The following is a 25,601-nucleotide window of genomic DNA, read 5'->3' as shown; positions in this document are numbered from 1 at the left end:
GTTTCTACAAACGCCTATAGCCGTTGTTATGACTGTCCGACCAATGGTATCCGGGTCATAACCTGGTCAATCAGAGACTGAACCGGCTGCGTCAGTCGCATGGGTGCCGGAGCAACCTGATACAGCACGCCGCAAGTGATTAACAATACAATGGTTCCACGCCAGTTAACCAGACTGATGGGTTTGATGGCAGTACCAAAGGACTTTTTTAACCGCATCCCATTAAAATCCACGGCGTAGAGTTCATCCAGCAATAAATGTACAACAAAGCCACCGGTCACAAAACCACCACCGATCCAGCAGAAATCCGCGACACGATCAAACAGCTGATCAATGATCACGACGGTCAACAAACCACAGCAGAAAGCCGCCAGCAGGGAATGAATCACTCCCCGGTGCACCGTTAACCGCGTAAACAACTCCATCGCAGCAGGGCCAGCCAGGGCATAAGCCAGCGCCATGCCACCCCAGACAGTGGCCAGCGACGTCCAGCTGGCGTTGGCGTGAGGCAGTAGCAGCCACAACGCCACCCCCGCCGCCAACGATCCGAGACAGTTGAAGACCCAGACCACCGGGCGGGATGTATCCGAGTCGATATCGGGCAAGATACCGCCCAACATCCCCAACAGAAACAAGACGAGGGCTTCAGGAAACGAAGCCCAGCTGGTCACGACTAACAATGATGAAGCCATCGCGCTGACGATCGCGGCACCGCCAAGATGGGTTGAGAAGCTGGCCATAAATACCTGTATATCCACACATGAAAGCTGCAAGGGTAACAGAATATCCGGGGCTTGCTGAATTAGTTGCTTTACAGCCTCAGACTATTGGACAGCGACGTCCTGTACCGCATGGATCAGGCGTTTTGGCTCCAGAATCCGGCGTAGTTCCGCGGCAGGCAAGAGTTGCTCTTCTTCCACCAGGTCGATCACTGTGCGATTTTCCTGCAAGGCCCGACGGGCAATCCGGGTCGCATTTTCATAGCCGATATAGGGGTTTAATGCCGTTACCAAACCAATGGAATGATGCACCATATCCGCACATTCCTGGCGGTTGGCGGTAATGCCGTTGATACAACGTTTTTCCAGCATCACCATGGCACGTTTGATCAGTCGCATGGATTCCAGCAGATTGTAAACAATCAATGGCTCCATCGCGTTCAGCTGTAACTGGCCAGCTTCAGCTGCCATACAGATGGCCAAATCATGACCCATGACTTGATAGGCGACCTGATTAACGGCTTCCGGGATCACCGGGTTAACCTTGCCAGGCATGATCGAGCTGCCAGGTTGCTGCGGCGGCAAGTTGATTTCATTGATACCGGCCCGTGGCCCCATACTCAACAAGCGTAAATCATTGGAGATTTTGGATAGCTTGATCGCCAATCGTTTCAACATGGAGGAGAACAGCACAAACGCGCCCATGTCCGATGATGCTTCAATCAGATCTTCCGACTGGGTCAGGGCGAAACCACTGATACTCGACAGGTGCTTGATGGCCAGTTTGCCATACCGGGGGTCGGCGTTAATGCCGGTGCCAATGGCTGTACCGCCAAGATTGACTTCCTTGAGCAGCTCCGACAGGGCCGCGATCACCCGTACATCTTCACCCAGGGTCGAAGCCCAGGCACCAAACTCCTGTCCCAGGGTCATGGGCACAGCGTCTTGCAACTGGGTGCGACCCATTTTGATCACATCGGCAAATTCGTGGCTTTTGTCTCGCAACGAGGCCTGCAGGCTGACCAGTGACTCGACCAGATCGCCATGGCTGAGCAGAATGCCCAGCCGGGCCGCCGTCGGGTACACATCGTTGGTCGATTGTGCCCGGTTAACGTCGTTGTTCGGGTGTAGATACTGGTAGTCACCACGGGCATGGCCCATCAGCTCCAGACCGATATTGGCAATCACTTCATTGGCATTCATATTGGTCGAGGTGCCCGCCCCGCCCTGAATCATATCCACCACAAACTGCTGGTGAAACTGCCCTTGCAGCAACCGGTCACCCGCCGCCACAATGGCGTTGCAACGTTGCTGATCCAACAAGCCCAGCTCGGTGTTGGCCAGCGCGCACGCCTGCTTTACCATCGCCAGGGCGTTGATCAATTTGGGGAAATGCGCCAGCGTCACCCCACTCAAGTCAAAGTTATCCTTTGCCCGCTGACTCTGAATGCCAAAATACGCGCTGGCAGGTACTTCTCGTTCGCCCAACAGGTCTTTTTCCAGCCGATATTCAACAGCATCCGTCATGACGTCAGCAATCTCCTCTCTAATACAGTTTTTTCTGGGGTGGTCCGGCAAACTCCAGCGGGCCAACCAGTGTCATGTCGACTTCAATCAGCGCCGGGCCATCCAGCGCAATAGCTTCCGCAATGGCGCTATGGAATGCGTCACTGGAACCCACTTGCCAGCTTGGCATTGCCATCGCCTTGCCCACTTCGGCGTAGTTGGGGGTGTGCAGCTCGTTGTAATACTGACGGCCACCAAAGTAGTTGTTCTGGATACCGCGCATCACGCCATAACCACCGTCGTTCATCACAATCAGCACCATGTCGGTGTTTTCCTGCACCATGGTGGCCAGCTCACCAATACCCAGCATCAAGCCGCCGTCACCCACAATGGTGGCGACTTTTTTGTCCGGGTTGGCCAGAGCCGCACCGATGCCATGAGCCAGGCCCAGACCAATGGCACCGGCCAGCGAGTGGATATTCTGGTTTGGCTGCTGGAACGGCAACAAGCGGCTGCCCCAGGTTGAGCCGGAAACCGTGATATCGCGAACAAAAATGCCATCAGCAGGCAAGGCATCACGCAACGCCTGACAGATATTGGCGTAGTTGCCGACCTGCTCAATCAAGGTGCTTTCGGCCTGTACAACGGCTTGTGTGATCGCTTGGTCATAATCGCTGTCGATACGTTCTGGCAGATATTCCGCCAGATACTCCAGTACCGGCGCACTGTCTGAGCAAATAAACTGGTCAACCTGATAATTACGATTATGGGCACCGGGATGAGCATCCACCTGAATCAACGGGCGGCCAAATTCAGTCGAATAGCTGGCTGTCTCATTACTGCGCAAGCGTGAACCCACCACCAGTACCAGGTCGGCGTCTTCCAGCAGTTGCTTGACCGATGGGCTGTTGTGGAAGGCTCGCAGGCTGCGCGGATGCGCATCAGGCAGCAAGCCCCGGGCATGTGTGGTCGACAATACCGGGATGCCTTTGTCGGCCAGTGCCGTAACGGCGGCAACGGATGCAACAGCACCACCGCCCACCCAGATCACAGGACGACGCGCCTGTTGCAGCTGCTGCAACAGGCCATTCAGTTCTTCCTGATTGGCAACTGGCATGGCCGGGACGGCAATCGGCCCCAGATTGTCGGGCAAATCAATAGTGGTAGCTTGTACATCGATCGGAATTTCAACACTGACCGGCCCCATCGGCACGGTACGGGCAACACGAATGGCCTCACACAGAATGCCAACGACCTGGTCCGGGTGCGTAATCCGGTAAGCTGCCTTGCTCGCCGCACGTAAAAACGTCAGCTGGTCTTTGGCTTCGTGGATAAAGCTGGCATCACGATCCAGATACGCCGACTCCACCTGACCGGTAATATGCAGCATCGGGCTGGCCGCATTGCAGGCTTCGATCAAGGAGCCAATGGCATTGCCGGCTCCGGCTCCGGTGCTGGTCAAACACACACCCAGCCCCTGAAAACGGCTATGGGCATCGGCCATGGTGGCCGCACCGGCTTCACCCCGGGCGCAAACAAAGTGCATTTTTTCACGACGGCCAATCGCATCGGCGATGGGCAAGTTATGAATCGATATCACGCCGTAAATATCAGAGACCCGATGGGCTTCCAGAATACGAGCGACGACTTCACCGACGGTTACTTGTTCTTTCATTCTATTCACTCCAACAATAGCGGTTCGTCGCCCATCAGGCAGACCAGTTGTTGGGCTCGTCACTCAAGCCCACATAAATACTTTTTTGTTGCATGTATTCGAGCACTCCGGCACGGCCTTTCTCGCGCCCCAGACCACTCTCTTTAAAGCCACCAAACGGTGCCGACACCGAGAATTTTTTATAGGTGTTCATCCAGATGGTGCCGGTTTCCAGAGTCCGGGCCAGACGCCAGCCGCGCCGGAAGTTCTCCGTCCAGATACCCGCAGCCAGGCCAAAAATACTGTCGTTGGCCTGGGCGATCAGGTCGGCTTCATCATCAAACGGCAGCACCACCAGCACCGGGCCAAAAATTTCTTCCTGACAGACATAGCTGCTGTTGTTCAGGCCACTGATGATCGTCGGGGCATAAAAACACCCGGCGTCGTAATCACAGCTTGCTGTTTTGCCGGTCAGACGTTCGCCACCGCACAACACGGTGCCGCCATCAGCACGAGCGCGTTCAACAAATCCGGCCACACTGTCGAGGTGAGCCATATTGATCAGCGAACCCATATGGGTATCGGCGTGCTCGGGATGCCCGACCCGCAAACCCCGGGTCAATTCCAGCAAGCGCGCCATAAAGGTGTCGTATATGCTCTGATGCACAAACAGTCGGGCACCGGCGATACAGGCCTGGCCTGCGGAGCTGAAGATGCCGTAACACACGCCACGGGCAGCCATTTCAATATCGGCGTCTTCCAGCACGATGGTGGGCGATTTGCCGCCCAGCTCCAGCGAGATCGGAATCAGCTTTTCAGCGGCAATATGAGCCAGGTGGCGACCGGTTGAGGTGCCGCCGGTAAACGAAATCTTGTTCACTTTCGGGTGGCGGGCCAGCGCTTCACCCACGACCGAACCCCGGCCAGGCAAGACACTCAGCAAGCCTTTGGGCAAGCCGGCCTGTTCAAACAGTTTGGCCAGTTCCAGAGCAGCCAGCGGTGTGGCATCGGCGGGTTTGACGATCACCGCATTCCCAGCGGCCAGCGCTGGAGCTATTTTCTGCATCTCACTGGCAATGGGGGAATTCCACGGCGTGATGGCCACCACCACTCCCAGCGGTTCGTGTACGCTGGCGGTCATAAAATCGCGGGAGCGTTGGCTCGGCAAACTTTCATCCAGCGTTTCACAGGCGGCGGCAAAGTAGCGAGCAGTGCCTGCGGCGCTCATCACCAGACCCATGGTTTCCGTCAACGGCTTGCCGTTGTCGCGGGTTTGTAACGCCGCCAGTTCGCTGGCGCGGGCGGTGATCAGATCCGCCACACGGTAGAGAATCGCGGCGCGCTCATGGGGCAAGCTGTTGCGCCAGGACGGATCACGCCAGGCCTGGTCGGCCGCTTGTACCGCTTCTTCGACATCATCGACATTGGCGGTGGCGATGTCGGCATTGCTGCTGCCATCCGCAGGAAAAAAGGTGCTGCGAAGATCGCCACGGCCATTTTTCCATTCACCTGCGATGTATATTGGCTTGACCATAATCCGCCTCCTCATCTGTTATTGCGGTCGAACGGCAAGGGGAGCCCCTTCCCACTCGGGAATCTTTTTTTGCACATCGGGTTAACTTGCCCAGTACGGGACGACGAACTAGATCACGATCGTCGACACACTCTGGCGACAGGCCCGGACCACACTCAACGCCGCCAGGGTCGAGGTTTTCGGGTTACGTTCCAGTGGTTTGCCACACAGCTGGATACTCATTTCACCAAACCGGCCACGGGCTGAAATCTGGTGTTGGTTGGTGGTCGTCGTCGGGTCCACCACCAGCTGCACCCGGGTGTCGTCCAGACCCAGACTGGCCAGCGCGATCGTTGCGGCGACATTGGCATTGGCCGGAAAAGTCAGCGCGGCTTGCCGGGCGCTGCCTTCAAAAAACACCTGCGGCTGCTCAACACACGCCAGGTCGATCAGTTTTTCTGCCGGGCTGCCACGCCAGCTTTGCGGGCTTTTACGGCAGGTATAGGTCACCTGATCCAGACCACCTTCACGGGCCGCAGCCAGACCGTCGATACCGGCAATGGCACCAGGCAGGGCATGCAAACGGGCGTTACCCACCGTCGCGGCCGCTTGCAGTTGATCCGCCAGCTGACGATCCGCCAGCGCACCAATCGAAATCATCATCAGGTCCCAGCCACGTTTCAGCACTTCGACACCATGGGCGCGAATACCCGGCTGACCGGCACATTCCAAAACCAGATCGGGCTGGCCATCACATGCCGCAATGGCCGTAATTACCTGTACCTGATCGCCCAGTTGCGCGGCGATACGCTCGCGGCTGCGCTCTGTGGTCACGACCCAGCCCAGGCGCAAGCCTTCTGGCAGTAACGCCAGTACTTCTTCTGCCATGGCTCCAAAGCCAATCATCATCAGTTGTTTCATGTGTCGGTTCCCGGTCTGATTACCGTCTGCAGGTCGCTGGCTGAGTCAGCGACAATTCAAATCTGTTTGGCAAAACCGCCGGAGACATCCAGGGTTGAGCCGGTGGTGTACGAGGCCAAGGGCGAGGCCAGAAAAACCAGCGCCCGGGCCGGTTCTTCCGGACGACCCAGTCGACCCATCGGAATGCCTCGCTTGTTGGCAATTGCCCCGGTCCACTGTTCCCAGCTGGCATCGGTATCGGATCGATCCAGATAGCGGCGACGCCATTGGCCAGACTCCACCATACCGAGCAGAATTGAATTTACCCTTACGCCCTTTGGCGCATACTCGTGGGCCAGTGAGTGGGTAAAATTCAGCAACGCTGCTCGCGCCGCGGAAGTCGCCATCATGTGTGGCTCCGGTTGTTTCGCCAGCAAGGAGTTCACATTGGTGACAGAACCCATTCCCGATGCCAGCAACTGATCCATAAAAGCCCGTACCGGACGGATCACGCCAAACAGTTTTAACCCGGTTTCAGCCATCCAGTCATCGTCGCTGGTGTTATCAAAGCCGGAAACCCGCCCTTGCCCGGCGTTATTGATCAGGCAGTCGGTGTTGCCCAGCTGCGTCTTGACCGCTTCGGCAAACGTGGCAACGTCGTCGGCGTTCAGAACATCGCAAACCCGGGTCATAAACTGGCCATCAGGGAAGGCGGTACGCATCGCGTCTTCCGAGGCCAGCAGACGCTCTTCGTTACGGCCACACCAGGCAACTTTGGCTTGTTCCTGCAGCAGCAGCCGGACAGTTTCCAGGCCAATACCAGAGGAGCCTCCGGTGACAACCACAACACGATCTTTCAGCATAAAACTCATAACGAGGTACCTGTCCGGGAGGTCGCCGAAGACATCCAGTCCTTCAGCGCCTGATTCACTGCCGCCGCGGCTTCGACATAACAGGCGTGGCCTGCGGCGGCGATTTCAACAAATTCGGTAGTATCCAGGTCGCTGGCCAATTGCCGGGCGGCCTGCGGTGGAGTGATGGTATCGGCAGCGCCACAGATGACCCGGCGGGACTCAACATCGACGGGCAAGTACGACCAGATATCATCGTTGGCCAACAGCCAGGAAGCGGCCTGAAAGCCGGACAAACGCAGCTGGCGCATGCCATCGGCAACCAGGCTCACCTGTGCGGCGCTGGCATTAACAGAAACCAGTGCGGCGGCACGTTGTGCAGCCAATCCGGCAGGCCCCAATTGTGCCAGCATGGTTGGGCGTTGACGGTACACCCGCTCCCGGGTTTCAGCATCGGCTTGACCATACCCCTGGGCCGGGCTGGCCAGCATCAAACCGGCCAGACGCTGCGGATAACGGGCAGCAAAGGCGGCGGCAACCATGGCACCCAGCGAGTGGCCAACCAGCCAGCAACGTTGAATACCCAGCGCATCCAGCCAATGAGCCAGCCGTTCGGCATAGTCTTTGGCGTTGGCCCCGGTTACGCTCAGGTCATCACTGTCGCCATATCCGGGGGCATCCCAGGCCAGCACCCGGCAGTCAGTTTCCAGTGCGGCCAATTGTTGCACCCAAGAGCCGGAACCCGAGCTGATACCATGCAGTAACACCAGCACCTCACCACTACCACCACTCTCCGGGCCAGACTCGCGCCAGGACTGGTTAACGTCGCCCAGCCGGATGCTCTGACGGGGAAAGTCGTCGAGTTGTTGAATCAATGTGGTAGTACATGTGGCTGTGTTCATGGCTATGCTCTGGCTCCCGACAATTGAGCTTATTTTTTATCGCGTTTGATCTGTGACAGCGGGTGATCGGCCGGATAGGTCGGGATCACCGGCTTCGGCGTTCCCAGCATCACACACATCAGCGCATCTTCCTGGGTGAAGTTGTACAGGCCCCGGTAGATGCCTGGTGGAATCGACACCAGATCACGTTCGTTCAAGACGGTCTCACAGGTCTCGCCGTTCAGTTCCATCGTCAAACGGATCGAACCACGCAGCATAAAGAACACTTCTTCAACATCGTCGTGCAAGTGCAGCGGGCCTTCACACTGCGCCGGTAACAACATGGTGGAGAAAGTGAAATGTTCCGATGGCACGGTATTGGTATCGCTGGTTACACCGGCAGCACCAGTGCCCATGTAGCGCATTTGGGCACGGCGGTATTTGGGGTCGTAATCTGCCTGGAATTTCAGTGCATTAAAATCGTAGGTACGATTTTCCTTGCGGGCAATCCGGCCAGCCATGAAGTCTTCAAGGCTTGTTTCTGCTGGTTTGTTCCAGCTTTCGAATGTCTCAGACATGCTGTTTTCCTCAGGTTAGTTCACCATATGTGGCGGGCGATAAAGCGGCCCGACTGGTCTGCTGCCGTACCCTCGGCGGCTTGCGTTACGGGGATCATGATCCATAACGCGGTCGTACTTATTATGCGACATTTGTTTTATATTTAAAACATCAGTCTTTATATGAAACATGCTAGGCAGATTTCCGCCCTCGGTCAAGGTGAAAATCTGACCAGTCGTGACTGTTTCGTCGTCTTTGTCGCTACCGCCGTACGGCAGCGATCAACCGATCAGATATCCAGCACCAACTTGCTTGATTTACAACCCGACACACAGATCATCATGGTGTTGTTGGCGGCCCGTTCGGCTTTGGTCAACACGCCATCGCGGTGATCAATCTCGCCTTCCAGCACTGCCACTTCACAAGCACCACAAACGCCTTCACGACAGGAGCAATCAAGGTCAAGCCCTTCGCCTTCCAGCCGTTCCAGCAAGCTGTCGCCCGGGTTGATCTGGATAATCTGGCCGGACCTGGCCAATTCCACTACATAGCTGCTGCGGGCATCGTCCGACGCCGCAATCTCGACAGCGGCAAAACGTTCGATATGCACATTGGCATGGTTCAACTGGGCACAAGCGGCTTCAAACGCATCCAGCATCGGCGTCGGGCCACAACAATAGAAGTGGGTGGAGGCCGCCTGACCTTGCAACAGCTGTTCAAGATTGGGCGGTGTACCGGCTTCGTCGTCAAAGCGGAAGCGGACAGTCCCGCCCAGCTCTGCTGTCAGTGCCTCGATTTCAGCAATAAAAGCAGCCTCTGAGCGAGTGCGGGCGCAATAGATCAGTTCCGCCGATTGCCCTTGTTGCAGCAACTCACGGAACATACACAGCACCGGGGTGATCCCAATGCCACCCGCGACCAGCACGCTGTGGCCATTATGCGGCTGCAGCGGGAAGTTGTTCCGCGGAGCGCTGATGGCCAGCCGGGTACCCACCCGCAACTGGCGATGCACCCACTCTGAGCCACCGCGACTCTTTTTGTCTCGCAGGATGCCCACCACATAGCGGTTTGGCTCCGCCGGTGAGTTATACAGTGAGTAGCTGCGCACCATGCCGTTGGGCAAGTTCAGATCAATATGCGAACCGGCCGTAAACGCCGGAAAATCGGCAGCCCCGGGCTCGGGACGCAGTTCGATACTGATGATGCCTTCCGCTTCGTAGCGTATCTGGGACACCAATGCGGTGAGAGTTTCATTGCTCATAGTCCGGCTCCGTTAATCAGCCTGTTTGATCGTGTTGCCAAGGTCGGCATCCAGATGAATACCGGCTTCGATTTCGACGCACAACTCCGGAAATACCAACCCGGACACTTCCACCAGGGTGGAGGTCGGGTATACCGATTGCCCCACAAAAAAATCCTTGCGGGCGCGGCTGATGGCGTCTTTATCGCGAATATCCGTCACGTACACCGTCAGCCGGTAGATGTTGCCGATATGACCACCGGCCGCTTCCACCAGAGCCTGGATCTTGCCCAAAACCACCAGGGTTTGCTGGTACGCATCCAGTGGCTCACCCGCCGCCGCGGCTTGACGAGTCGCCGGGTGGCCGGTCATGCCGGATGTCACCAGCTCCCGCCCCAGTAACAGGGCATTGGACCAGCTGGCGGTAGCCAGCTCCGGGACGCTGTCTGCCCGAACATGGGCGACCAGGTTGTTCATATCCGTCATCTCAATTCCGCCTACTTGCTGGCTTCCAGTTCTTGCTTGGCCAGGTTTTTCATATAACGACGCAAACGCACCAGTCCAAGATCGTGCTGGTACAGCATTTCACGCTGGTTGGCGTCCGGTTCCATGGCTTCAAGGGCAACCCGGTCTTGCTCCAGCACGTGCCAGTGACGGGCTTCCAGACGGTTCTTGTACAAGAAGCGCCAGGTATCTTCCTGCCAGCCGGTCAGCGGGCGACAACGCCAGTGGAACACGCCTGCCAGCTGTGGATTCAGGGGAACGTACATACCGATAATATGGAAGTTGCCACCAGGCCCACCGGTCTTGGGATAGGGAATTTCCAGCCGTTGCCACATCAGGTTGGTATCGGCAAATTCACTCCAGTCGAAGTTGACGCCACGCTGGCCTTCTTTCTCGAAGATAAAACCGTGGTCAGTATCGGTGGTTACAAATTTGGCCTGGGTTTCGCCTTCCGACATGGAATGCGACATCTTGTGCAGGAAAGCCCCGTGCATCGGATCAGCCACGTTATCCAGCACATAACGGTAATCGGCTTTCCATTCGCAGTAGCACAGGAAGCTGGAGTATTCGTCCGAGGTCAGCTGCTCTGGCAGGATCAGCTCTGGTGGCGTTTCCAGCTGTGGATCGACGGCGTTATAAAGAAAGATCGCACCGGCAACTTCCTGGGTGTGAAAACGACGGGTCGGTCTGCTACCTTCCAGTTTGCAGCCCGGGCTGCCCGGTACCTTGCGGACTTTACCACTGCAGTCCACTTCGACACCGTGATACGGGCACTGCAACCGGTCGCCAAGGTTGGCTCCCAGTGACAGGGGTGCGCCCCGGTGTGGGCAGTGGTCTTCGACCGCATGCGCGGTATTGTCGGTATCGCGCCACAACGCAATCTTGTAGCCCAGAATCCGCAACGAGACCGGTTTGTCAGCCGTCAGCTGGTCGGATGGCAGCACCGGATACCAACGATCCTTGATGCCTTGCTGAAGAATTTTTTCGACCGGATCGGCGCTGGTTTGAATGATGTTCATACTTGATTCTCTCTCTGCTATGCCGCGTTACTCGCCCAGCTTGCTCATCAGGGTTTTATAAGACTCTTCGGTCCACAGACCAGTGGCTGTCGGGCACGGTGGGCCAACCACATTGAGAAAATTCACCAGGCCATCCAGGTCGTGAATTTGTTCTCCGAATGCACGCTCAATCGAATCGGCCAGCAGGTCTTCAAAGGGTGTGTTATCACGGGTGCGAGCCTGATGGGGCTCCAGATACGGTGCTTTCATTTATTGTCCTCCATTCTGTACACGTTCGCGGATCATGGCGCGTACCGGTACAAAGTCATACGTCGGGTAACATTCGGTGCGGAATACGCCCCAGGCGGAGCGCTCCAGTTCTACGTTGATTTTGGGCAGTAAGGCCGGTGGCAATCGCAAGGTCACGATTTGCCCCAGGCCCATGGCCACGGTCCAGGAAACAACCTCTACCCCGGCCACTGGAAAACGTTCCCACCAGTCCATTTTTTTCATATGGCTCTGGATGTCTTCCAGGTTTTTTGACTGATCATGCTTCAGCAATACCGTCAGCAACATGGTGTCCTGTGCTGGCTGGGTATCCTGTGTCAGCTCCTGAGATTCACTATTCATGCTGTCACTTCTTCTGCAGTGCCTTGCAGGGGTACCGTCCAGGCGTCATAACCATAAACCCAGTCGGCACTGCCCGCGTTCTTGAGCCACTGGTTGGAGCGCGAACCGATCTGGATCTGACGCGCACGATCCTGACGCACCGCCTGATACAGGTGTAAAGCCGCTGCTGCTTCATCGCCGTTGCTGGCGTGCTCCAGCGCCCGCGCCAATACGATGGCGTCTTCAATCGCCTGACCGGCACCCTGGGCCATAAACGGCATCATCGGATGACAGGCATCGCCCAGCAGGGCAATCCGGCCTTTGCTCCAGTATTGCAGAGGGTCCCGTTCGTACAGGGCGGTTTTCAGCACGTCATCACAACGATCCAGCAAGGCCCGGGCCTGTGGATGAAAATGAGTGTAGTGGCTGCGTAATTCGTCACAGTCACCTGCGCCAGTCCAGCTTTCTTCCGTCCAGCTGTCTTGTGCGGTGGTGGCGAAGATAAAGATGTCCTTGCCCTGATTCAGCGGGAAAGTGACGGTCTGGCTTTCCGGAGTTTCACCCCACCATTTGGTGAATGCCTGGATATCGGGCAGGTCTTGCAGCTGTTCTGCCGGCACGACCGCACGATAGGCAACCACACCGGTAAAGCGCGGCTGTTCGGCCCCAAACAAATAAGCACGAACCGCGGAGTGAATACCGTCGGCACCGATCACCACATCCAGTTCATCGCAGCGGCCGCTGGTGGTGGTTACACGCACACCGGCACCGGGCAGTTCTGTGATTTGATCGATACGGGCGTTGAAGACGACATTCTGGATATCAAAGGCATCCGCCAGCGCCACCAACAGGTCAGCCCGGTGAATGGTCAGCTGCGGTGCGCCGTATTTGAGTTCGGCTTCATTCGACATCGCCAGTCGTGAGGTCTCTTTACCGCTGTCCCACATCCGGCTGATACGGTGGGTCGGACGTGCGGCAGTTTTGCGAATCGCGTCGTTCAGACCCAGGCCATCCAGTGCCTTGACGGCATTCGGGGTCAGGTTGATGTCGGCTCCGATACGGGCGTACGCCTTCGACTGTTCATAAACAGTGACACGATGCCCCATTCTCTGCAGGGCAATGGCGGCGGTCAATCCACCAATACCACCACCCACAACACCAATCGATAGCTTTTCCATAACCAGCTCCTTACGATTTTTCGCGGGCAGTGATAAAAGTTTTGCTGGCGGCTTGCGGGCCATTGGCCTGACGCCGGGTATTGCCGTCGATGCCGCCGGAAATCGCCCATTCGGCGAACACGGTCGGGCCAGGCTCAAACTCGCGAGGCTGCCATTCAGCGGTCAGCAAGTCTTCGTCAGCGTAGTACTCCACCAGCGCACCGGCCGGATTGCGGAAGTACCAGAAAAAGGCCGATGAAATCGGGTGACGGCCGGGGCCCAGTTCGGTATCCCATCCTAACCGTGACACATTCATGCCGCCGCCAAAGACTTCGTGCAGATCCCGTACCGTAAAGGCGACGTGGTTGAGTCCGGCGCGTGGTTCGGGCGGCTGCAGCAAAAAGATATTGTGGTGGCTGCCTTCCTCCGAGCAGCGCATAAAAGCGCCTTTGTTGGGGTAACGATCGGAAATCACAAAGCCGAAGGTATCCCGGTAAAACGCTTCGCAGGCGTTGACGTCCTTGACAAAAAACACCACGTGACCGACTTCGATCGGTGTTGCCTTGTCGTACACCGGGCTTGGTGTATTGATACGGCCGCGCTCAGCCCAGGTGTTATGGCCGACACATTCCAGCGTTACCGCCCGTTTGCGGCTTTTTTGCAGTCGTACGCCCATGCCGTTCGGATCGAGACAGCCAACCCGCTCGGTGGTGGAGAAGAAACCGGGCTTGGCGACCATGCGTCCGGCGTACAGATCCAGATCGTCGTCCGACTCTACCCCCCAGACCACTTCACGCAGGGTCGGGCCTTCTTCAAACGCCGGGGGCAAGGATGGATCATCCTTGTGCTTGATTACGACCCGACAGCCGTTCAAAGTTTCGAACACCTGTTCGGTATCCGACTGACTCAGCAACGTCAGCCCCCAATCGCTGAAAAACTGCTGACACAAGGCCAGGTCTTCAACACCGAAGGTGATTTCATCAATTCCTAATACACTCATTCGTCTGTTCCTGCTCAGAGCTTGCTTTAATCAGGTTTGCACCCGATTCATGGCATCACAAAACCGCCGTTCACCGGCAGGGTCTGGCCGGTGATAAAACGGGCCATATCCGACAAGGCAAAAATCACTGCGCCACACACGTCTTCCGGCACTTGAGTCCGTTTTAATGGACGTTGCTGGCAATACAGGTCCTTGCGGTCTTGCGGTACATATTCGGTGGCTTCCACAGCGACCAGTCCCGGTGCGATAGCGTTGACGGTGATATTGTCGTCACCCAGTTCGGTCGCCAGCGTGCGGGTCATGGCCATCACAGCCCCTTTACTGGCGGTATAGGCCAACAACTTGGGCGCACCCCAGATCGCGGTATCCGACGCCAGGTTCACAATCGCGCCCCGGCCACTGGCCCGCAGCGCCGGCAAACAGGCGTTGGTGACCAGCCAGCAGCCCCGGACATTGACTTCCATCACCCGGTTCCAGGTATCCATATCCAGCTCTTCGGTGGTTTTGCCACCGGAGTTGGTGATGGCGGCGTTATTGACCAGACCATCCAGACCACCCAAAATCTCTATCGCCTGTGAGACAGCGCTGGCGACAGCGTGCGGATCACGGACATCGATGCTGACGCCGGTGGCGTTCAGACCGGATGCCCGAAGATCAGCAGCGGAAGCCATGACCTGCGCTTCCAGAATGTCGGCCAGCACCACCTCGGCACCGGCCAGTGCCAATTGTTTGGCGAAGGCAAAACCAAGGCCTCGTGCGGCTCCGGTGACCAGTATCTTGCGACCATCCAGCAGTTGGTTAACCGTATTCATTGCTGCATCCATCCTTACGCGGTGGCCAGATTGGCTTTCGGCATGTAATGCAGTACCCGCTTCTCTGCGAACACCACCGCGGCGTATGCCACAATGCCAATCACGGTCAGGCCCACAATGGCGACAAAGACCCCAGCGGTATTACCCTGCCCTTCGGAATCCACCAGCAAGTAGCCCAGTCCCAGGTTGCCGCCGACCAATTCACCAACGGTGACGCCAATCACCGCCAGAGTGGAGGCAATACGCAGGCCGGAGAACAGGGCTGGCATCGCGGATGGAAATTCCACCAGCCGGAAGATTTGCCAGCGACTGGCGTTCATGATGCGAATCAGATTGACCATGTCCGGGTCAACGGCACGGACCGCCGACAAGACATTGATCATGACCGGGAAGAACACGATCAGTACGGCAACCAGGATTTTCGGGTAGATGGTGTAGCCCAGCCACATCACAAACAGCGGAGCAAAGGCCACTTTCGGGGCAATCTGCAGCGCCAGAATGTACGGTGACAACATGGCTTCCGCAGTTGGCGACAAGCCCAGAGCCACACCGATTGCCAATCCGAGGAATGCCCCGATACCAAAGCCGAGCAGTACTTCTGCGGCGGTAATCAAGGTATGTTTGAGCAGTTCACTGTGTTGCCACATGATGAAAAACTCATGCCATACATTGCTTAGGCTGGGTAGCACGTATTCCGGCATACCCATGGCCGCAGGACCCCACTCCCAGCTTGCCAAAAACACCAACAGGATCGCGATGCTGCCAGCAATGGTTCGGTAATTCATGATTAGGTCTCCCGGTGTACGTTGGTATTACAGATTGTTATGTTTTTCAGGTGCCCGAAGGTGCGGCTTGACTGACTGAGATGTCACCGTGCTGCCAGGGCGTGCGTTTCTGGCGAACTCGTTGGTGAACAGGTCTTGCAGCGGTACTTCACGCTTGACGATGCCTTCGTCAAGGTAGAACCGGGCAACACCCGCCAAACGGCTTTCGTCAATCAGGCCAGGCATTAACTGGTTTTTGTAAACCCGCTCGTTAAACAGCATAAAGGCACGTTCAAGGTAGCTTTCCCGACCTTTGAATGACGGCACGGCAGCAGCAAAATCAATCGCGGCTTGCTTCGGATCGACCATGATGTCGCGCATGCCTTTCAGCGTCGCAGTCACTACGCCCTGCACCACGTCAGGATGATTCTTGATCGCATCATCCGAGGCCAGAATGGCCTGAGCCATGCTGTCGAACATATTGGCTTCGTCGACCAGGCTGGCACTGCGACCGCCATCACGAGCAGAAACCACCCAATCCGGCGCACCGGCCATGGCATCCGCCTTACCTGCTGCAAACAGCTTCCAGACACCGGCAGGGCCTGCCGCCTGAATGTCCAGATCGGTCTTACTGAGGCCGGCTTTTTTCAGCGTCGCCAGCAAGGCGTAATAAGTCGTGTCGGAATAAGACATCACGGTCACAGTTTTGCCTTTCAAATCAGCCACGCTCTTGATACCGGCATCATCACCGGTCGCCAATACCGTCAGGCTGCCTGCACCCAATACCGCTACGGCCTTGACCGGAATACCATTGGCACGCACGATCAGTGGCGTATCACCAATAGCCCCGCCCACCATGGCGTTACCGGTACCAATCTGTTTGGCAACGTCCACACCACCACGGGCGGTGACAAAATTCACTTTCAGATTTTCACTCTCGAAGTAACCCTTGTATTGGGCCAGGGTCCAGGGGGCAAATGCCGGCAAAGTAGGTGGAGCTGGCATCAAATAGGTAATTTCCTTCAGTTCTGCCTGAGAGAAGGCAGACCAGATTATGGCCGCGCTGGCCATCGTGACTCTGGCGAGGTTTTTGCTAAACAGCTTCATCGTATGCTCCTGTGGGTACAGTCGGTCAGTGTCTTGCGGTATTCGGGTTATTGCTCAGAGAGTTATGGCTCTCAGTGCATGGCGTCTTCATCACCCACATGCAGCAGCTCCATCAAGCGACCGATCAACGGACCAGTACCCGCCAGTTTGCGCCGTTCGAGAGGATTGTTGCGGTGAGGAAGGTCAACGGTGATTTCTTCGATAATGGTGCCGGGACGGCTGCTCATCACCAGAATGCGGTCCGACAGCGCAACGGCTTCGGCCAGATCGTGGGTAATAAACAGAGCGGTTTTCTGTTCGTTATAAAGAGTGTTGGCCAGATCCTGCTGCAGCACCATTTTGGTCTGGGCATCCAGCGCCGAGAAAGGTTCATCCAGAAACAGTACATCCGGTTTCATCGCCAGAGTACGGGCCAATGCCGCCCGCTGACGCATACCGCCAGATAGCTGGAAGGGGTAATGTTTTTCAAAACCGGCCAGATGGCATTTATGCAGCATTTCCTGGGCAACAGCTTGACGCTCGGCCTTGGGAACCCGCGCGATTTCCATGCCGACTTCCACGTTTTTCTGAATGGTACGCCACGGCATCAGCAAATCTTTTTGCAGCATAAAGGCTACCCGTTTGACCGGGCCTTTGACTTCCTGCCCGGCAACCATCACGGTACCCGTGGTGGCTGAGTACAATCCGCTGCCCATGTTCAGCAGCGTGCTCTTGCCGCAGCCAGATGGCCCGATCAGTGAAACGACTTCGCCTTTACGAATCGAAAAGGTCAGATCCTTGACCACTGCAGGCGCATCTTTCTGGCCTTTTTGTGCAAACGCCTTGCTGACACCGCGAAACTCAATTTCAACCCGTTTTGAATGGTTCGAGCTATCAGGACCAGCCGCCACAGTGGACTCTCCGCTTGCGGATTCATTGACGACATACACAGGGCTGGTTGAGGTCATTGGTAGTACCCTTTGTTTCAGATATGAATTATTGATTTATATATGAAATTATAATGCAGATATAATGCCAGCCCGTCAAGATCCTTGGGTAACAGTCTAAAAAATAGTACAAATTTCTTTGTTTTCAATAAGTTATATAATCAAGACGAGTGCATCCAAGTTATCCGGCCAGACTCCTGATGGGTAGCCAGGTAACCATTTCAGCTCAATGTGTCGAGACGACACACTAATTTCGCGCACTCAAGGGGTGCTCGCACCAATAGTGAGCAGGTATTTGCCATATCCGCGCCATAGCCTGCCCGGAGTACTCGTCATACGGCAAACAGGCAAAAAAAAGCCCCGCATCTGCGAGGCCTGATCTGTTCTACATCCTTGATTCAGTATTCAAGCGCTCGTCGGCCCCTGGTATAACCCAGCAGGCGGGACAGCTCATCGGCGTTATTACGCACCAGCTTCACCAGCGGCTGCAGTTGGTCATCGATATGACCAGAAGGAATGGTCGCTCCCAATGCCGCAACCACTTTGCCGGTACTATCCCGTACCGGTGCCGCAATGGTGGAAATGCTGGATTCGAAAAACCCTTCACTCAGCGCGTAACCGCGCTGCATGTCTTGCTGCACCATGGCATGCAAATCGGGCACGGTGCGCGGTGTACTGTCAGAATAGCCAGGTAACTGTTCCTCTGGGTACAGCTCGTGCAATTCCGCCAGACTCAGATCTTCCAGCAGGATACGCCCCAACACCGTCGCATGAGCCGGCAGACGAGTCCCCACGTTGACCGAACTGGCCAAAATCGTAGGTGGCGTCACCTTGGCAACATACACAATCGAGCGTTCATCCCGCACCACCAGGTTACAACTGTAGCCTATTTCCTGACTCAGGCGATTCAGTATTGGCTGACCCAGCTCCGTCAACTCCAGCGATGCCAGATATTCAAAGCCCAACCGTAACACCGCCATACCCAAACGGTATTCATTCCCGTGACGCGTCACAAAGCCCATGCTTTCCAGTGTTGCCAGCAGCCGGAAAACGGTGGTGCGTGGCAAGTCCAGCCGTTTGGCCAACTCTGGTGCCGTCAGCAAGGTATTCTGGCGGTTAAATTCCAGCAGCAGCTTCAGCCCACGTTCAAGGCCCGGTACCACATACCGCTCCAGGCCTTCTGATTTTTCACTCATGGTTTGCTCCGTATGCACTGTTCGATACCTGCCATCCTGCTGGCGGCACGACTCCGGGTCTGGAAATTCTCACAGCGAGACAAAGCTTGTCAAACCGATATATGCCGCAGCGGTGGTAATCCTGCGGAAAACAGGACGATTTATTCCATTCAATCGCCCAAAAGCCGATTTTGATGAGAAAAGCAGCAATCTCAACAATTTTACTCGTTCAGTAATTGACCTGAGGCCGTTTGACACTTAGTTTTATTTTAAATACAAAACACCGTTTCTTATATGAAACGGAAACAACCGGCACCCGAGGGAAATTCTGCATGAAACAGACTCTAACTGCTCTGACTGGCGCTTGTGTCCTGGCTCTTTCGACCCAGGCCATTGCAGACACCAAACCACCCCATGTCTACGGCACCATGAGTGCACGCGTCGTTGATTTCAGTGATACCAACTTCATTGGTCAGGATGTCGACGCCACACCGACCCTGTACGAAGGCATCGTCGGCCTCAAGGGCATGCACTTCCTGAGCAACGGCATGAAGCTGGCCTATCAGTTTGAGGCTGATTTTGCTCCGATTGCAGAAGCCGACGGTACCGAGAGTAAATACTACGGCTCCACATCAACCGAAGACCCTATTTTCATTCGCTACGCCGGTGCAGCCCTGATCACAAAATACGGTCTGTTTGCCTTCGGTGACGCCATGTCCGGGGTTTACTCTGAGTTCTACTCCGCGGTTGACGTGTTCGAAGTCAACACCCAGGACAGCACTCCGACCGGCGCACCGAATGGCTCACGGATGTGGACGCAAACCAAATGGTCCAAAGATGGCCTGGTTTACAAAACACCGGTCTGGAACCATATGTTTGCCAAAATGGTGTACGCCTCGACAACCAACGAATCCGGCGAAGCCGATGACCTGAAAATCATCCACGGTGTTTACCGTGATGACCGCTTTATGTTTGGTGTCAACCTGTCGGTCTATGACAAGTCATTGACTGGTATTTCCAACGGCGTCGATGACCGTAAACGTCTGGTCGTCGCTTCTCACTACAACTGGGACAACTTTGGTCTGGCCGGTGTGTACGAGAAAAACACCGCCATGGGCACTGCCGGTGCCGACTTTAACGTCAAGGCCATTACCGGCAAGTACACCGATGGGGCATTCTCTGCGGCCGTATCCTGGCAGAACCGTGAAGAGCCAAGTGCCGGTGTGCTGACCGCTGATACCGCCAAACTGGCCAAGGTCAGCTATCAGGTTGATCCAATGCTGGAAGTCTGGATGGAAGCCGGTAAATACAGCGATTCCGACAATGACAATATCGGCGTAGGTACCAAGGTAAAATTCTGATTGGCAGCCCGCAAGCCAAACAGATATGAAACGCAGGGATGCGCTTCATAGGTCATCAATACGGTTCCCCCGTTCACTGATGGTCGATGCAGCAGGATAAATCCGCTTGCTGCAGGGCTGGTTATTCTTCGTTACCAGACCTTCATCTTTTGCGTGTAGTTGCTAGTCTGTGATACACGCCTTTTTTTACCGACAGCCAAGAAAATGGCGAATCGCACGAATCTGATCCCGCGCCATCAAGGCCGGTGCATGACCAATACCGGGAAACTCCACCAGCGTGACATGCGCTTGCGCGGCCATGGTTTGCGCCGTTTCGCGGAGCAGCAGATCAGAATCCCCACCACGAATCAGCAAGGTCTCGAGCTGCACCAATTGCCAGATCGCCGACAGGTCAACGTCTTCCGGTGTGACCCCCACAAACGCCTGGGCAATGGCAGGATCGTATCGCAGCCGGTAACGGCCGTTGGATAATTCAACACTGTAACGGGCCAGATGTTGCCATTGTGCATCGGTCAGCGGCCCAAACGTGGCCGCCACCTCGCGCAGATAGACTTCCACTGCGGCCAGATCGGCAAAGTCGGTACCCTTGCCGACATAACCCGACAAGCGCTCCAGCGAGGCCTTGGGAATAAAAAAACCGACGTCGTTGATCACCAGCTTGCGCAACGGACATACCGGTTGGGCAGCCAGCATCATGCCGATCAGTCCCCCCATGGAGGTGCCGACCCAGTCGAATTCGGTCACCTGGTACTTCAGCATCAGGTGCTGCAGGCATTGCTGCATCTGGCCAACATAAAGCGGATAGCCATACAGCGCTGGCGTGCGCAGCCGTTCGCTATCACCTCGTCCGGCAATATCCGGGCAGATAACACGATAGTGATCCGTCAATGATTGCGCCAGAATATCGAAGTCGCGAGCGTTACGCGTCAGGCCATGCACACACACCAACAGTGGTGCATCCGGGCGGGCTGAAGGCCAATACAGATAATGACCCTGATGCGAACCTTCGCTGGTCTGATAGGTATAGCGGCAGGATTGGGCTTGCTGACTCATACGGCTTCCTCGCCATCGCCATCAGCAAACCCGGAGTGCAAGTTACTGCGTTCCAGAGGTTGCGGGCAGCGGTTTCTTGATTAATAAAGGACTGATGTTGTTACTGACCAGAATATCCTGCGCTTTGTTCAGTTTTGAGCGATTGCTGAACGGGCCAACAAATACCCGATGCCAGGTGCCATTATTGACGCTGGCTTCCACCGCGTAGGCACTCATGCCCAACAGCAATAAATTGGCCCGCATTTCGTCGGCATCCTCACCGGAACGGAACGAGCCAACCTGTAGCAGGTATTCGTAGCTGACCGTCGCGTCTTTGGGCGTCGAGACATAGGCATCCACCTGTGGCGCTTCTACCTTTTGCTGTTCCAGCAACTGGTAAAAGTCGTAGGCCGGTTCTCCGGCCTCCCTGGCTATCTGCTCCTTGACGGCCTCTGTCACACTGGCCTTGGCCCGTTCAATCCCTTGTTGCAACGCCTGACGGGCATCGTCCTGGGCTGCACCGGGTTCATCACTGGCAGGCAAGGTGCTGAGATAAATCACAAATCCGACAAAGGCAATGGCCAGTGTCGGTGTTGTAATCCATACCCAACCGGGGATGCGGCTGGAACTGTCGGACATAACTCTATCATCCTGGTAAATAGTGAGCGGCAACAATCAATTGTGTTAGCGGACGTTATCACCAGCGGATTTACATAACGTCCGGAGCACTGACACCCAGCAGGTACAAACCGTTGGCAATCACCTGACGTACAGCTTCTGCCAATGTCAGACGAGCGTTACGCAAGCCTTCGTCGTCGACCAGTGTTTTCTCAGAGTTGTAATAAGTGTGGAAATCACCGGCCAGATCCTTGAGATAATTGGCCACCTGATGCGGTTCGTTGGCGGCACCCGCGGCTTTGACCACTTCTGGAAAACGTCCCAGCTTCACGATAAGTTCTTTCTCGGAATCCAGCTGCAAATGCTCCAGCGCAGCCAATCCGGTGGCGCTATCCCAGCTCAGACCCGATTCCGCCAGCTTGCGGAAAATGGAGCGAACCCGGGCATGGGCGTATTGAATATAGTACACCGGGTTATCGGAAGACTGCTCACGGGCGAGGTCGATATCAAAGGTCAACTGACTGTCGGCCTTGCGCGCCGCCAGGAAATAACGGGTCGCATCGCGGCCAACTTCATCGATCAGGTCTCGCAGGGTCACGTAACTGCCTGCTCGCTTGGATATTTTCACTTCTTCGCCGCCCCGCATCACCGTCACCATCTGATGCAGCACGTAATCCGGCCAGCCTTGGGGAATACCAACATCCAGTGCCTGTAATCCGGCGCGTACACGGGTAATGGTGCTGTGGTGATCCGCGCCCTGTTCGTTAACAACCCGCTCGAAGCCACGCTGCCATTTATCCAGATGGTAAGCCACATCCGGGACAAAGTAGGTGAAACCCCCATCGGATTTACGCATCACGCGGTCTTTGTCATCGCCGAATTCGGTGGTTTTCAGCCACAGGGCGCCACCGTCTTCGTAGGTGTAACCGCTGTCGATCAGCCGTTCAACCGTGTTGTTCACCTTGCCCTCATGGTAGAGCGAGGATTCGAGAAAATAGACATCAAAGTCGACCGCAAAGGCCTTGAGATCAAGATCCTGTTCACGACGCAGATAGGCTACCGCGAAGTGGCGAATGGCTTCCAGGTCATCAGCATCCTTGGCACCGGTATAACGCTGGTCGGCGGCTTCCACCACGTCACCATTCATATAGCTGGCGGCCAGATCGGTAATGTAATCACCGCGATAGCCGTTTTCTGGCCAGCCTTCGTCGTCCGGGGTCAGGCCCTTGCAACGGGACTGTACCGACAGCGCCAGATTATTGATCTGCTGCCCGGCATCGTTGTAATAAAACTCACTGGTCACTTCCCAGCCATTGGCATCCAGCAGGCGGCAGAGACAATCCCCGACGGCGGCACCACGACCATGACCAATATGCAGTGGCCCGGTGGGGTTGGCCGAGACAAATTCCACCTGCACTTTTTTGCCCGCACCCGAGCGATTACGACCGTAGTCTGCACCCGCTTCCAGCACTGCTCGTACCAGATGACTGGTTGAGGCCTGACTGAGGTAAAAATTGATAAAGCCAGGACCTGCGATTTCAACCTTTTCGATCAAGGGCGTTGCAGGCAAGGCATCCACCAGCCGCTGCGCCAGTTCCCGAGGGTTTTTGCCCGCCGGTTTGGCCAGAGTCAAAGCCAGGTTGGTGGCGAGATCGCCATGGGCCTTGTCACGGGTATTATCGATCTGAATGCGCACTTCATGGGTGGCAGGAATCACATCCTGATCTTTGAGGGTGACAACGGCGGCGGACAACAGCTCAGCAATTTGCGGTTTCATAAGCAGGGAATCAGATTGATATCGATAAACAGGAAAGGAAGGCGAGTATCGCAAATTCAGCGCTCCGGGTGAAGGACGCACCCGCTCCAGACTCAAAAACTCACGATTTTGCGACCTTGTGCAGAATCCATGCTGCAACCGGGCACAGCCGTTCTCTTGATGAACCGGGAATCCTCCTGTCAGGCCGGGCTATTCTCTTGCCATTTCATTGCCTTTCACCCAACCCATCACCCTGCCCTCCAATAAAGCATTCAATGAACCGGCACAGGGCAGCCACCGCCTGCCCACTTATCCGTATTCCCTGCCCGCTTATTATTAATGTGCATATTGCACAACATATAAACCAGAAAGCCACCGATACCGACCACCAGCATTAACCGCCACAAGCCTCCCTGAAGACTGGAACAAGCCTTGCTTTATCTGCACTCAGGCAAAACGACCATGGATAAAACCAGACGGAGCAGGCGATGCAACACCCAGACAACTTGTTAAGCGAAGTGCCCAATCAGAAACATCCAACGGCACTCCCTTTCGCCGAGCCAGCCATAAAGCTGTCCACCCTGATCGATCACTACATCAATCGACACTCAGACCAACAGACTGACCAACACACAGATCGACAGGCCCACCAGCGTCACTGCCGGTTCCGCAGCGCACCAACAACGACGGAGAGTTGAGATGGCCATCACCTGCGCCGATATTTCGCGCCTGCCCGGTTTGGAGGAAATTCTCTTTCGGGCGGGCCTGCAAGGCGGTAACCGGCCCGTTCGCTGGCCCTATGTTGCCGAAAACGAAACCATCGCTCCCTGGGTTCGCGGGGGCGAGCTGGTGTTTGTCACCGGCATCAACCTGCATCGCAGCGAAGCCAACCTCAAGCAACTGGTGCAGGAAGCGGTTGAGCATCAGGTCGCTGGCCTGGTGATCCTGACAGGCCCCGAGTACATCCGCCGGATTCCGGCCGGTGTGCTGGAGCTGGCCAACGCGCTCAACTTCCCGATTCTGGAGCAACCCTACTCCCTGAAAATGGTGTTGGTCACTGAAGTTATCAGCAACGCCATTGTGCAGGACAACCTGATCGGCCAGTCCACCAAGCTGTTCCTGACCCGGCTGATCAACGGTTTTGCCGATGCACCGGAGCTTATTCATTTACGGGCAGCCGAACTGGATCTCAACGACAACCGCCCCTATACCGTGGTCTCCGTGCGCCTTTCCGGCTTCCACCAGCGCCTGCTCAGTGAAGACAAGGAACAGCATTGGCAGCTGATCAACCAGCGTAATGAGCTGGAGCAGCAGTTTGGCGAACTACTGAAACGCCGGGGTATCGACTGGCCAGTGCTGGTACTTGAACAGGATCTGATCGCCATCTGGCCAACCGAACGTGACCACGCCAGCGACCTGGCCGAAGACCTCAGTTCGGCACTCGACCAGCTGCAACAGCGGATGCCGGACTTGCAGCTCTACGCCGGGGCCAGTGATCTGCAACCGGGCCTCAGCCAACTGTCTTCCGCCGTCGAACAGTCCCGTCAGGCGGTACAATTTGCCGTTCAGCACGGCGGCCAGCGCCTGTTCTTTTATGACCAGCTCGGCATCGCCCGTCTGTTTGCTGCCATTCCGCAACGCAGCCTGCTGGCCCAGTTCTGCCAACAACAGCTGGGCAGTCTTTGTTTTTCCCGCAACGATCAGTCACTGCAGCTAAAGGAAACCCTGACCCAGTACCTCAACCTGTTCGGCAACCAGCAACAGACCGCTGAAGTGCTGGGCATCCACCGCAATACGCTCAGACATCGCCTGAAACGGATTGAACAGCTGGTCGGCCATCGACTCGGCGACGCCTTTGTGCGTCTGAATTTGCAAAATGCCCTGCTGATCGAGCAGATCCTGTTTCAGCATCACAATATCGACACCCAGCCTCCCAAGGCTGAAGAACTCTGAAGAGGTT

At 56.0% G+C, this 25,601-nt stretch carries 25 protein-coding genes; 2 read left to right on the top strand and 23 right to left on the bottom strand.

The genetic code is table 11. From position 1 onward, the window contains the following. Positions 1-26: 26 nt before the first annotated feature. From Q8W22_RS10140 to Q8W22_RS10045, 20 genes are all read right to left on the bottom strand, one after another. Positions 27-740 (bottom strand): metal-dependent hydrolase, encoded by a 714-nt coding sequence (locus Q8W22_RS10140; RefSeq protein WP_305413871.1) that lies wholly within the window; start codon positions 738-740, stop codon positions 27-29. 84 nt (positions 741-824) lie between these two features. Next, a complete protein-coding gene (locus tag Q8W22_RS10135; protein WP_303433930.1) occupies positions 825-2,246 on the bottom strand; it encodes an aspartate ammonia-lyase in 1,422 nt (473 codons plus the stop codon). A 19-nt stretch (positions 2,247-2,265) separates the two neighbouring features. After that, positions 2,266-3,900 carry a thiamine pyrophosphate-binding protein gene (locus tag Q8W22_RS10130; RefSeq protein WP_305452297.1) on the bottom strand — a complete coding sequence of 545 codons (1,635 nt, stop codon included), beginning with the start codon at positions 3,898-3,900 and terminating at the stop codon, positions 2,266-2,268. 34 nt (positions 3,901-3,934) lie between these two features. Next, positions 3,935-5,413: an aldehyde dehydrogenase gene (locus Q8W22_RS10125; RefSeq protein ID WP_303433934.1), complete on the bottom strand. Its 1,479-nt coding sequence runs from the start codon at positions 5,411-5,413 to the stop codon at positions 3,935-3,937. A gap of 108 nt (positions 5,414-5,521) precedes the next feature. Further along, complete coding sequence (locus Q8W22_RS10120) at positions 5,522-6,313, bottom strand: aspartate dehydrogenase (RefSeq protein ID WP_303433936.1); 792 nt, start codon at positions 6,311-6,313, stop codon at positions 5,522-5,524. A gap of 56 nt (positions 6,314-6,369) precedes the next feature. Continuing rightward, entirely contained in the window at positions 6,370-7,164 is a 795-nt protein-coding gene (locus tag Q8W22_RS10115) for an SDR family oxidoreductase (protein WP_305413873.1), read from the bottom strand. After that, positions 7,161-8,045, bottom strand: a complete 885-nt coding sequence (locus Q8W22_RS10110; protein ID WP_305452296.1) for an alpha/beta fold hydrolase — start codon at positions 8,043-8,045, stop codon at positions 7,161-7,163. Before Q8W22_RS10110 ends, Q8W22_RS10115 begins: the two co-directional genes overlap by 4 nt. 29 nt (positions 8,046-8,074) lie before the next feature. Next, entirely contained in the window at positions 8,075-8,602 is a 528-nt protein-coding gene (locus tag Q8W22_RS10105) for a cupin domain-containing protein (RefSeq protein WP_303433942.1), read from the bottom strand. 269 nt (positions 8,603-8,871) lie between these two features. Beyond that, positions 8,872-9,843: a PDR/VanB family oxidoreductase gene (locus Q8W22_RS10100; RefSeq protein WP_303433944.1), complete on the bottom strand. Its 972-nt coding sequence runs from the start codon at positions 9,841-9,843 to the stop codon at positions 8,872-8,874. Between the two features lie 12 nt (positions 9,844-9,855). Then, entirely contained in the window at positions 9,856-10,308 is a 453-nt protein-coding gene (locus Q8W22_RS10095) for a RidA family protein (protein WP_305452295.1), read from the bottom strand. Between the two features lie 11 nt (positions 10,309-10,319). Beyond that, entirely contained in the window at positions 10,320-11,345 is a 1,026-nt protein-coding gene (locus Q8W22_RS10090) for an aromatic ring-hydroxylating dioxygenase subunit alpha (protein ID WP_303433948.1), read from the bottom strand. A gap of 27 nt (positions 11,346-11,372) precedes the next feature. Continuing rightward, positions 11,373-11,594 carry a recombinase-like helix-turn-helix domain-containing protein gene (locus tag Q8W22_RS10085; protein ID WP_303433950.1) on the bottom strand — a complete coding sequence of 74 codons (222 nt, stop codon included), beginning with the start codon at positions 11,592-11,594 and terminating at the stop codon, positions 11,373-11,375. After that, positions 11,595-11,954 carry a hypothetical protein gene (locus tag Q8W22_RS10080; protein WP_303433951.1) on the bottom strand — a complete coding sequence of 120 codons (360 nt, stop codon included), beginning with the start codon at positions 11,952-11,954 and terminating at the stop codon, positions 11,595-11,597. It abuts the gene before it with no gap. Further along, a complete protein-coding gene (locus tag Q8W22_RS10075) occupies positions 11,951-13,111 on the bottom strand; it encodes an FAD-dependent monooxygenase (RefSeq protein ID WP_305452294.1) in 1,161 nt (386 codons plus the stop codon). The genes Q8W22_RS10080 and Q8W22_RS10075 overlap by 4 nt, the downstream gene beginning before the upstream one ends. 10 nt (positions 13,112-13,121) lie before the next feature. After that, positions 13,122-14,090, bottom strand: coding sequence for a VOC family protein (locus Q8W22_RS10070; RefSeq protein ID WP_305452293.1), 969 nt, complete (start codon positions 14,088-14,090; stop codon positions 13,122-13,124). A gap of 47 nt (positions 14,091-14,137) precedes the next feature. Continuing rightward, positions 14,138-14,902, bottom strand: coding sequence for an SDR family oxidoreductase (locus tag Q8W22_RS10065; protein WP_305452292.1), 765 nt, complete (start codon positions 14,900-14,902; stop codon positions 14,138-14,140). Between the two features lie 14 nt (positions 14,903-14,916). After that, a complete protein-coding gene (locus Q8W22_RS10060) occupies positions 14,917-15,687 on the bottom strand; it encodes an ABC transporter permease (protein ID WP_303433955.1) in 771 nt (256 codons plus the stop codon). Positions 15,688-15,714: 27 nt separating this feature from the next. Next, positions 15,715-16,773: an ABC transporter substrate-binding protein gene (locus tag Q8W22_RS10055; protein WP_303433956.1), complete on the bottom strand. Its 1,059-nt coding sequence runs from the start codon at positions 16,771-16,773 to the stop codon at positions 15,715-15,717. Between the two features lie 71 nt (positions 16,774-16,844). Beyond that, positions 16,845-17,720 carry an ABC transporter ATP-binding protein gene (locus Q8W22_RS10050; RefSeq protein ID WP_303433957.1) on the bottom strand — a complete coding sequence of 292 codons (876 nt, stop codon included), beginning with the start codon at positions 17,718-17,720 and terminating at the stop codon, positions 16,845-16,847. A gap of 377 nt (positions 17,721-18,097) precedes the next feature. After that, positions 18,098-18,895 carry an IclR family transcriptional regulator gene (locus Q8W22_RS10045; protein WP_303433958.1) on the bottom strand — a complete coding sequence of 266 codons (798 nt, stop codon included), beginning with the start codon at positions 18,893-18,895 and terminating at the stop codon, positions 18,098-18,100. A 311-nt stretch (positions 18,896-19,206) separates the two neighbouring features. On the opposite strand from Q8W22_RS10045, the gene Q8W22_RS10040 reads away from it, so the two are divergent. Beyond that, complete coding sequence (locus Q8W22_RS10040) at positions 19,207-20,235, top strand: hypothetical protein (RefSeq protein ID WP_303433959.1); 1,029 nt, start codon at positions 19,207-19,209, stop codon at positions 20,233-20,235. Positions 20,236-20,421: 186 nt separating this feature from the next. Here the strand turns inward: Q8W22_RS10040 and Q8W22_RS10035 are convergent, their stop codons facing one another. The 3 genes from Q8W22_RS10035 to argS all read right to left on the bottom strand — a co-directional run bounded on the left by Q8W22_RS10035 (position 20,422) and on the right by argS (position 23,662). Next, complete coding sequence (locus Q8W22_RS10035; RefSeq protein ID WP_303433960.1) at positions 20,422-21,288, bottom strand: alpha/beta fold hydrolase; 867 nt, start codon at positions 21,286-21,288, stop codon at positions 20,422-20,424. A 42-nt stretch (positions 21,289-21,330) separates the two neighbouring features. Then, positions 21,331-21,906, bottom strand: coding sequence for an SPOR domain-containing protein (locus tag Q8W22_RS10030; RefSeq protein ID WP_303433961.1), 576 nt, complete (start codon positions 21,904-21,906; stop codon positions 21,331-21,333). A 70-nt stretch (positions 21,907-21,976) separates the two neighbouring features. Next, complete coding sequence (gene argS, locus Q8W22_RS10025) at positions 21,977-23,662, bottom strand: arginine--tRNA ligase (protein ID WP_303433962.1); 1,686 nt, start codon at positions 23,660-23,662, stop codon at positions 21,977-21,979. A gap of 678 nt (positions 23,663-24,340) precedes the next feature. Between argS and Q8W22_RS10020 the strand changes: the two genes are divergently transcribed. Further along, a complete protein-coding gene (locus Q8W22_RS10020) occupies positions 24,341-25,594 on the top strand; it encodes a PucR family transcriptional regulator (protein ID WP_303433963.1) in 1,254 nt (417 codons plus the stop codon). Positions 25,595-25,601: the final 7 nt, after the last annotated feature.

Source organism: Oceanobacter sp. 1_MG-2023 (assembly GCF_030689025.1).
GTDB lineage: Bacteria > Pseudomonadota > Gammaproteobacteria > Pseudomonadales > Oceanobacteraceae > Oceanobacter.
The sequence above is the reverse complement of the archived record's forward strand: the minus strand, read 5'-3'. Positions and strand labels throughout refer to the sequence as shown.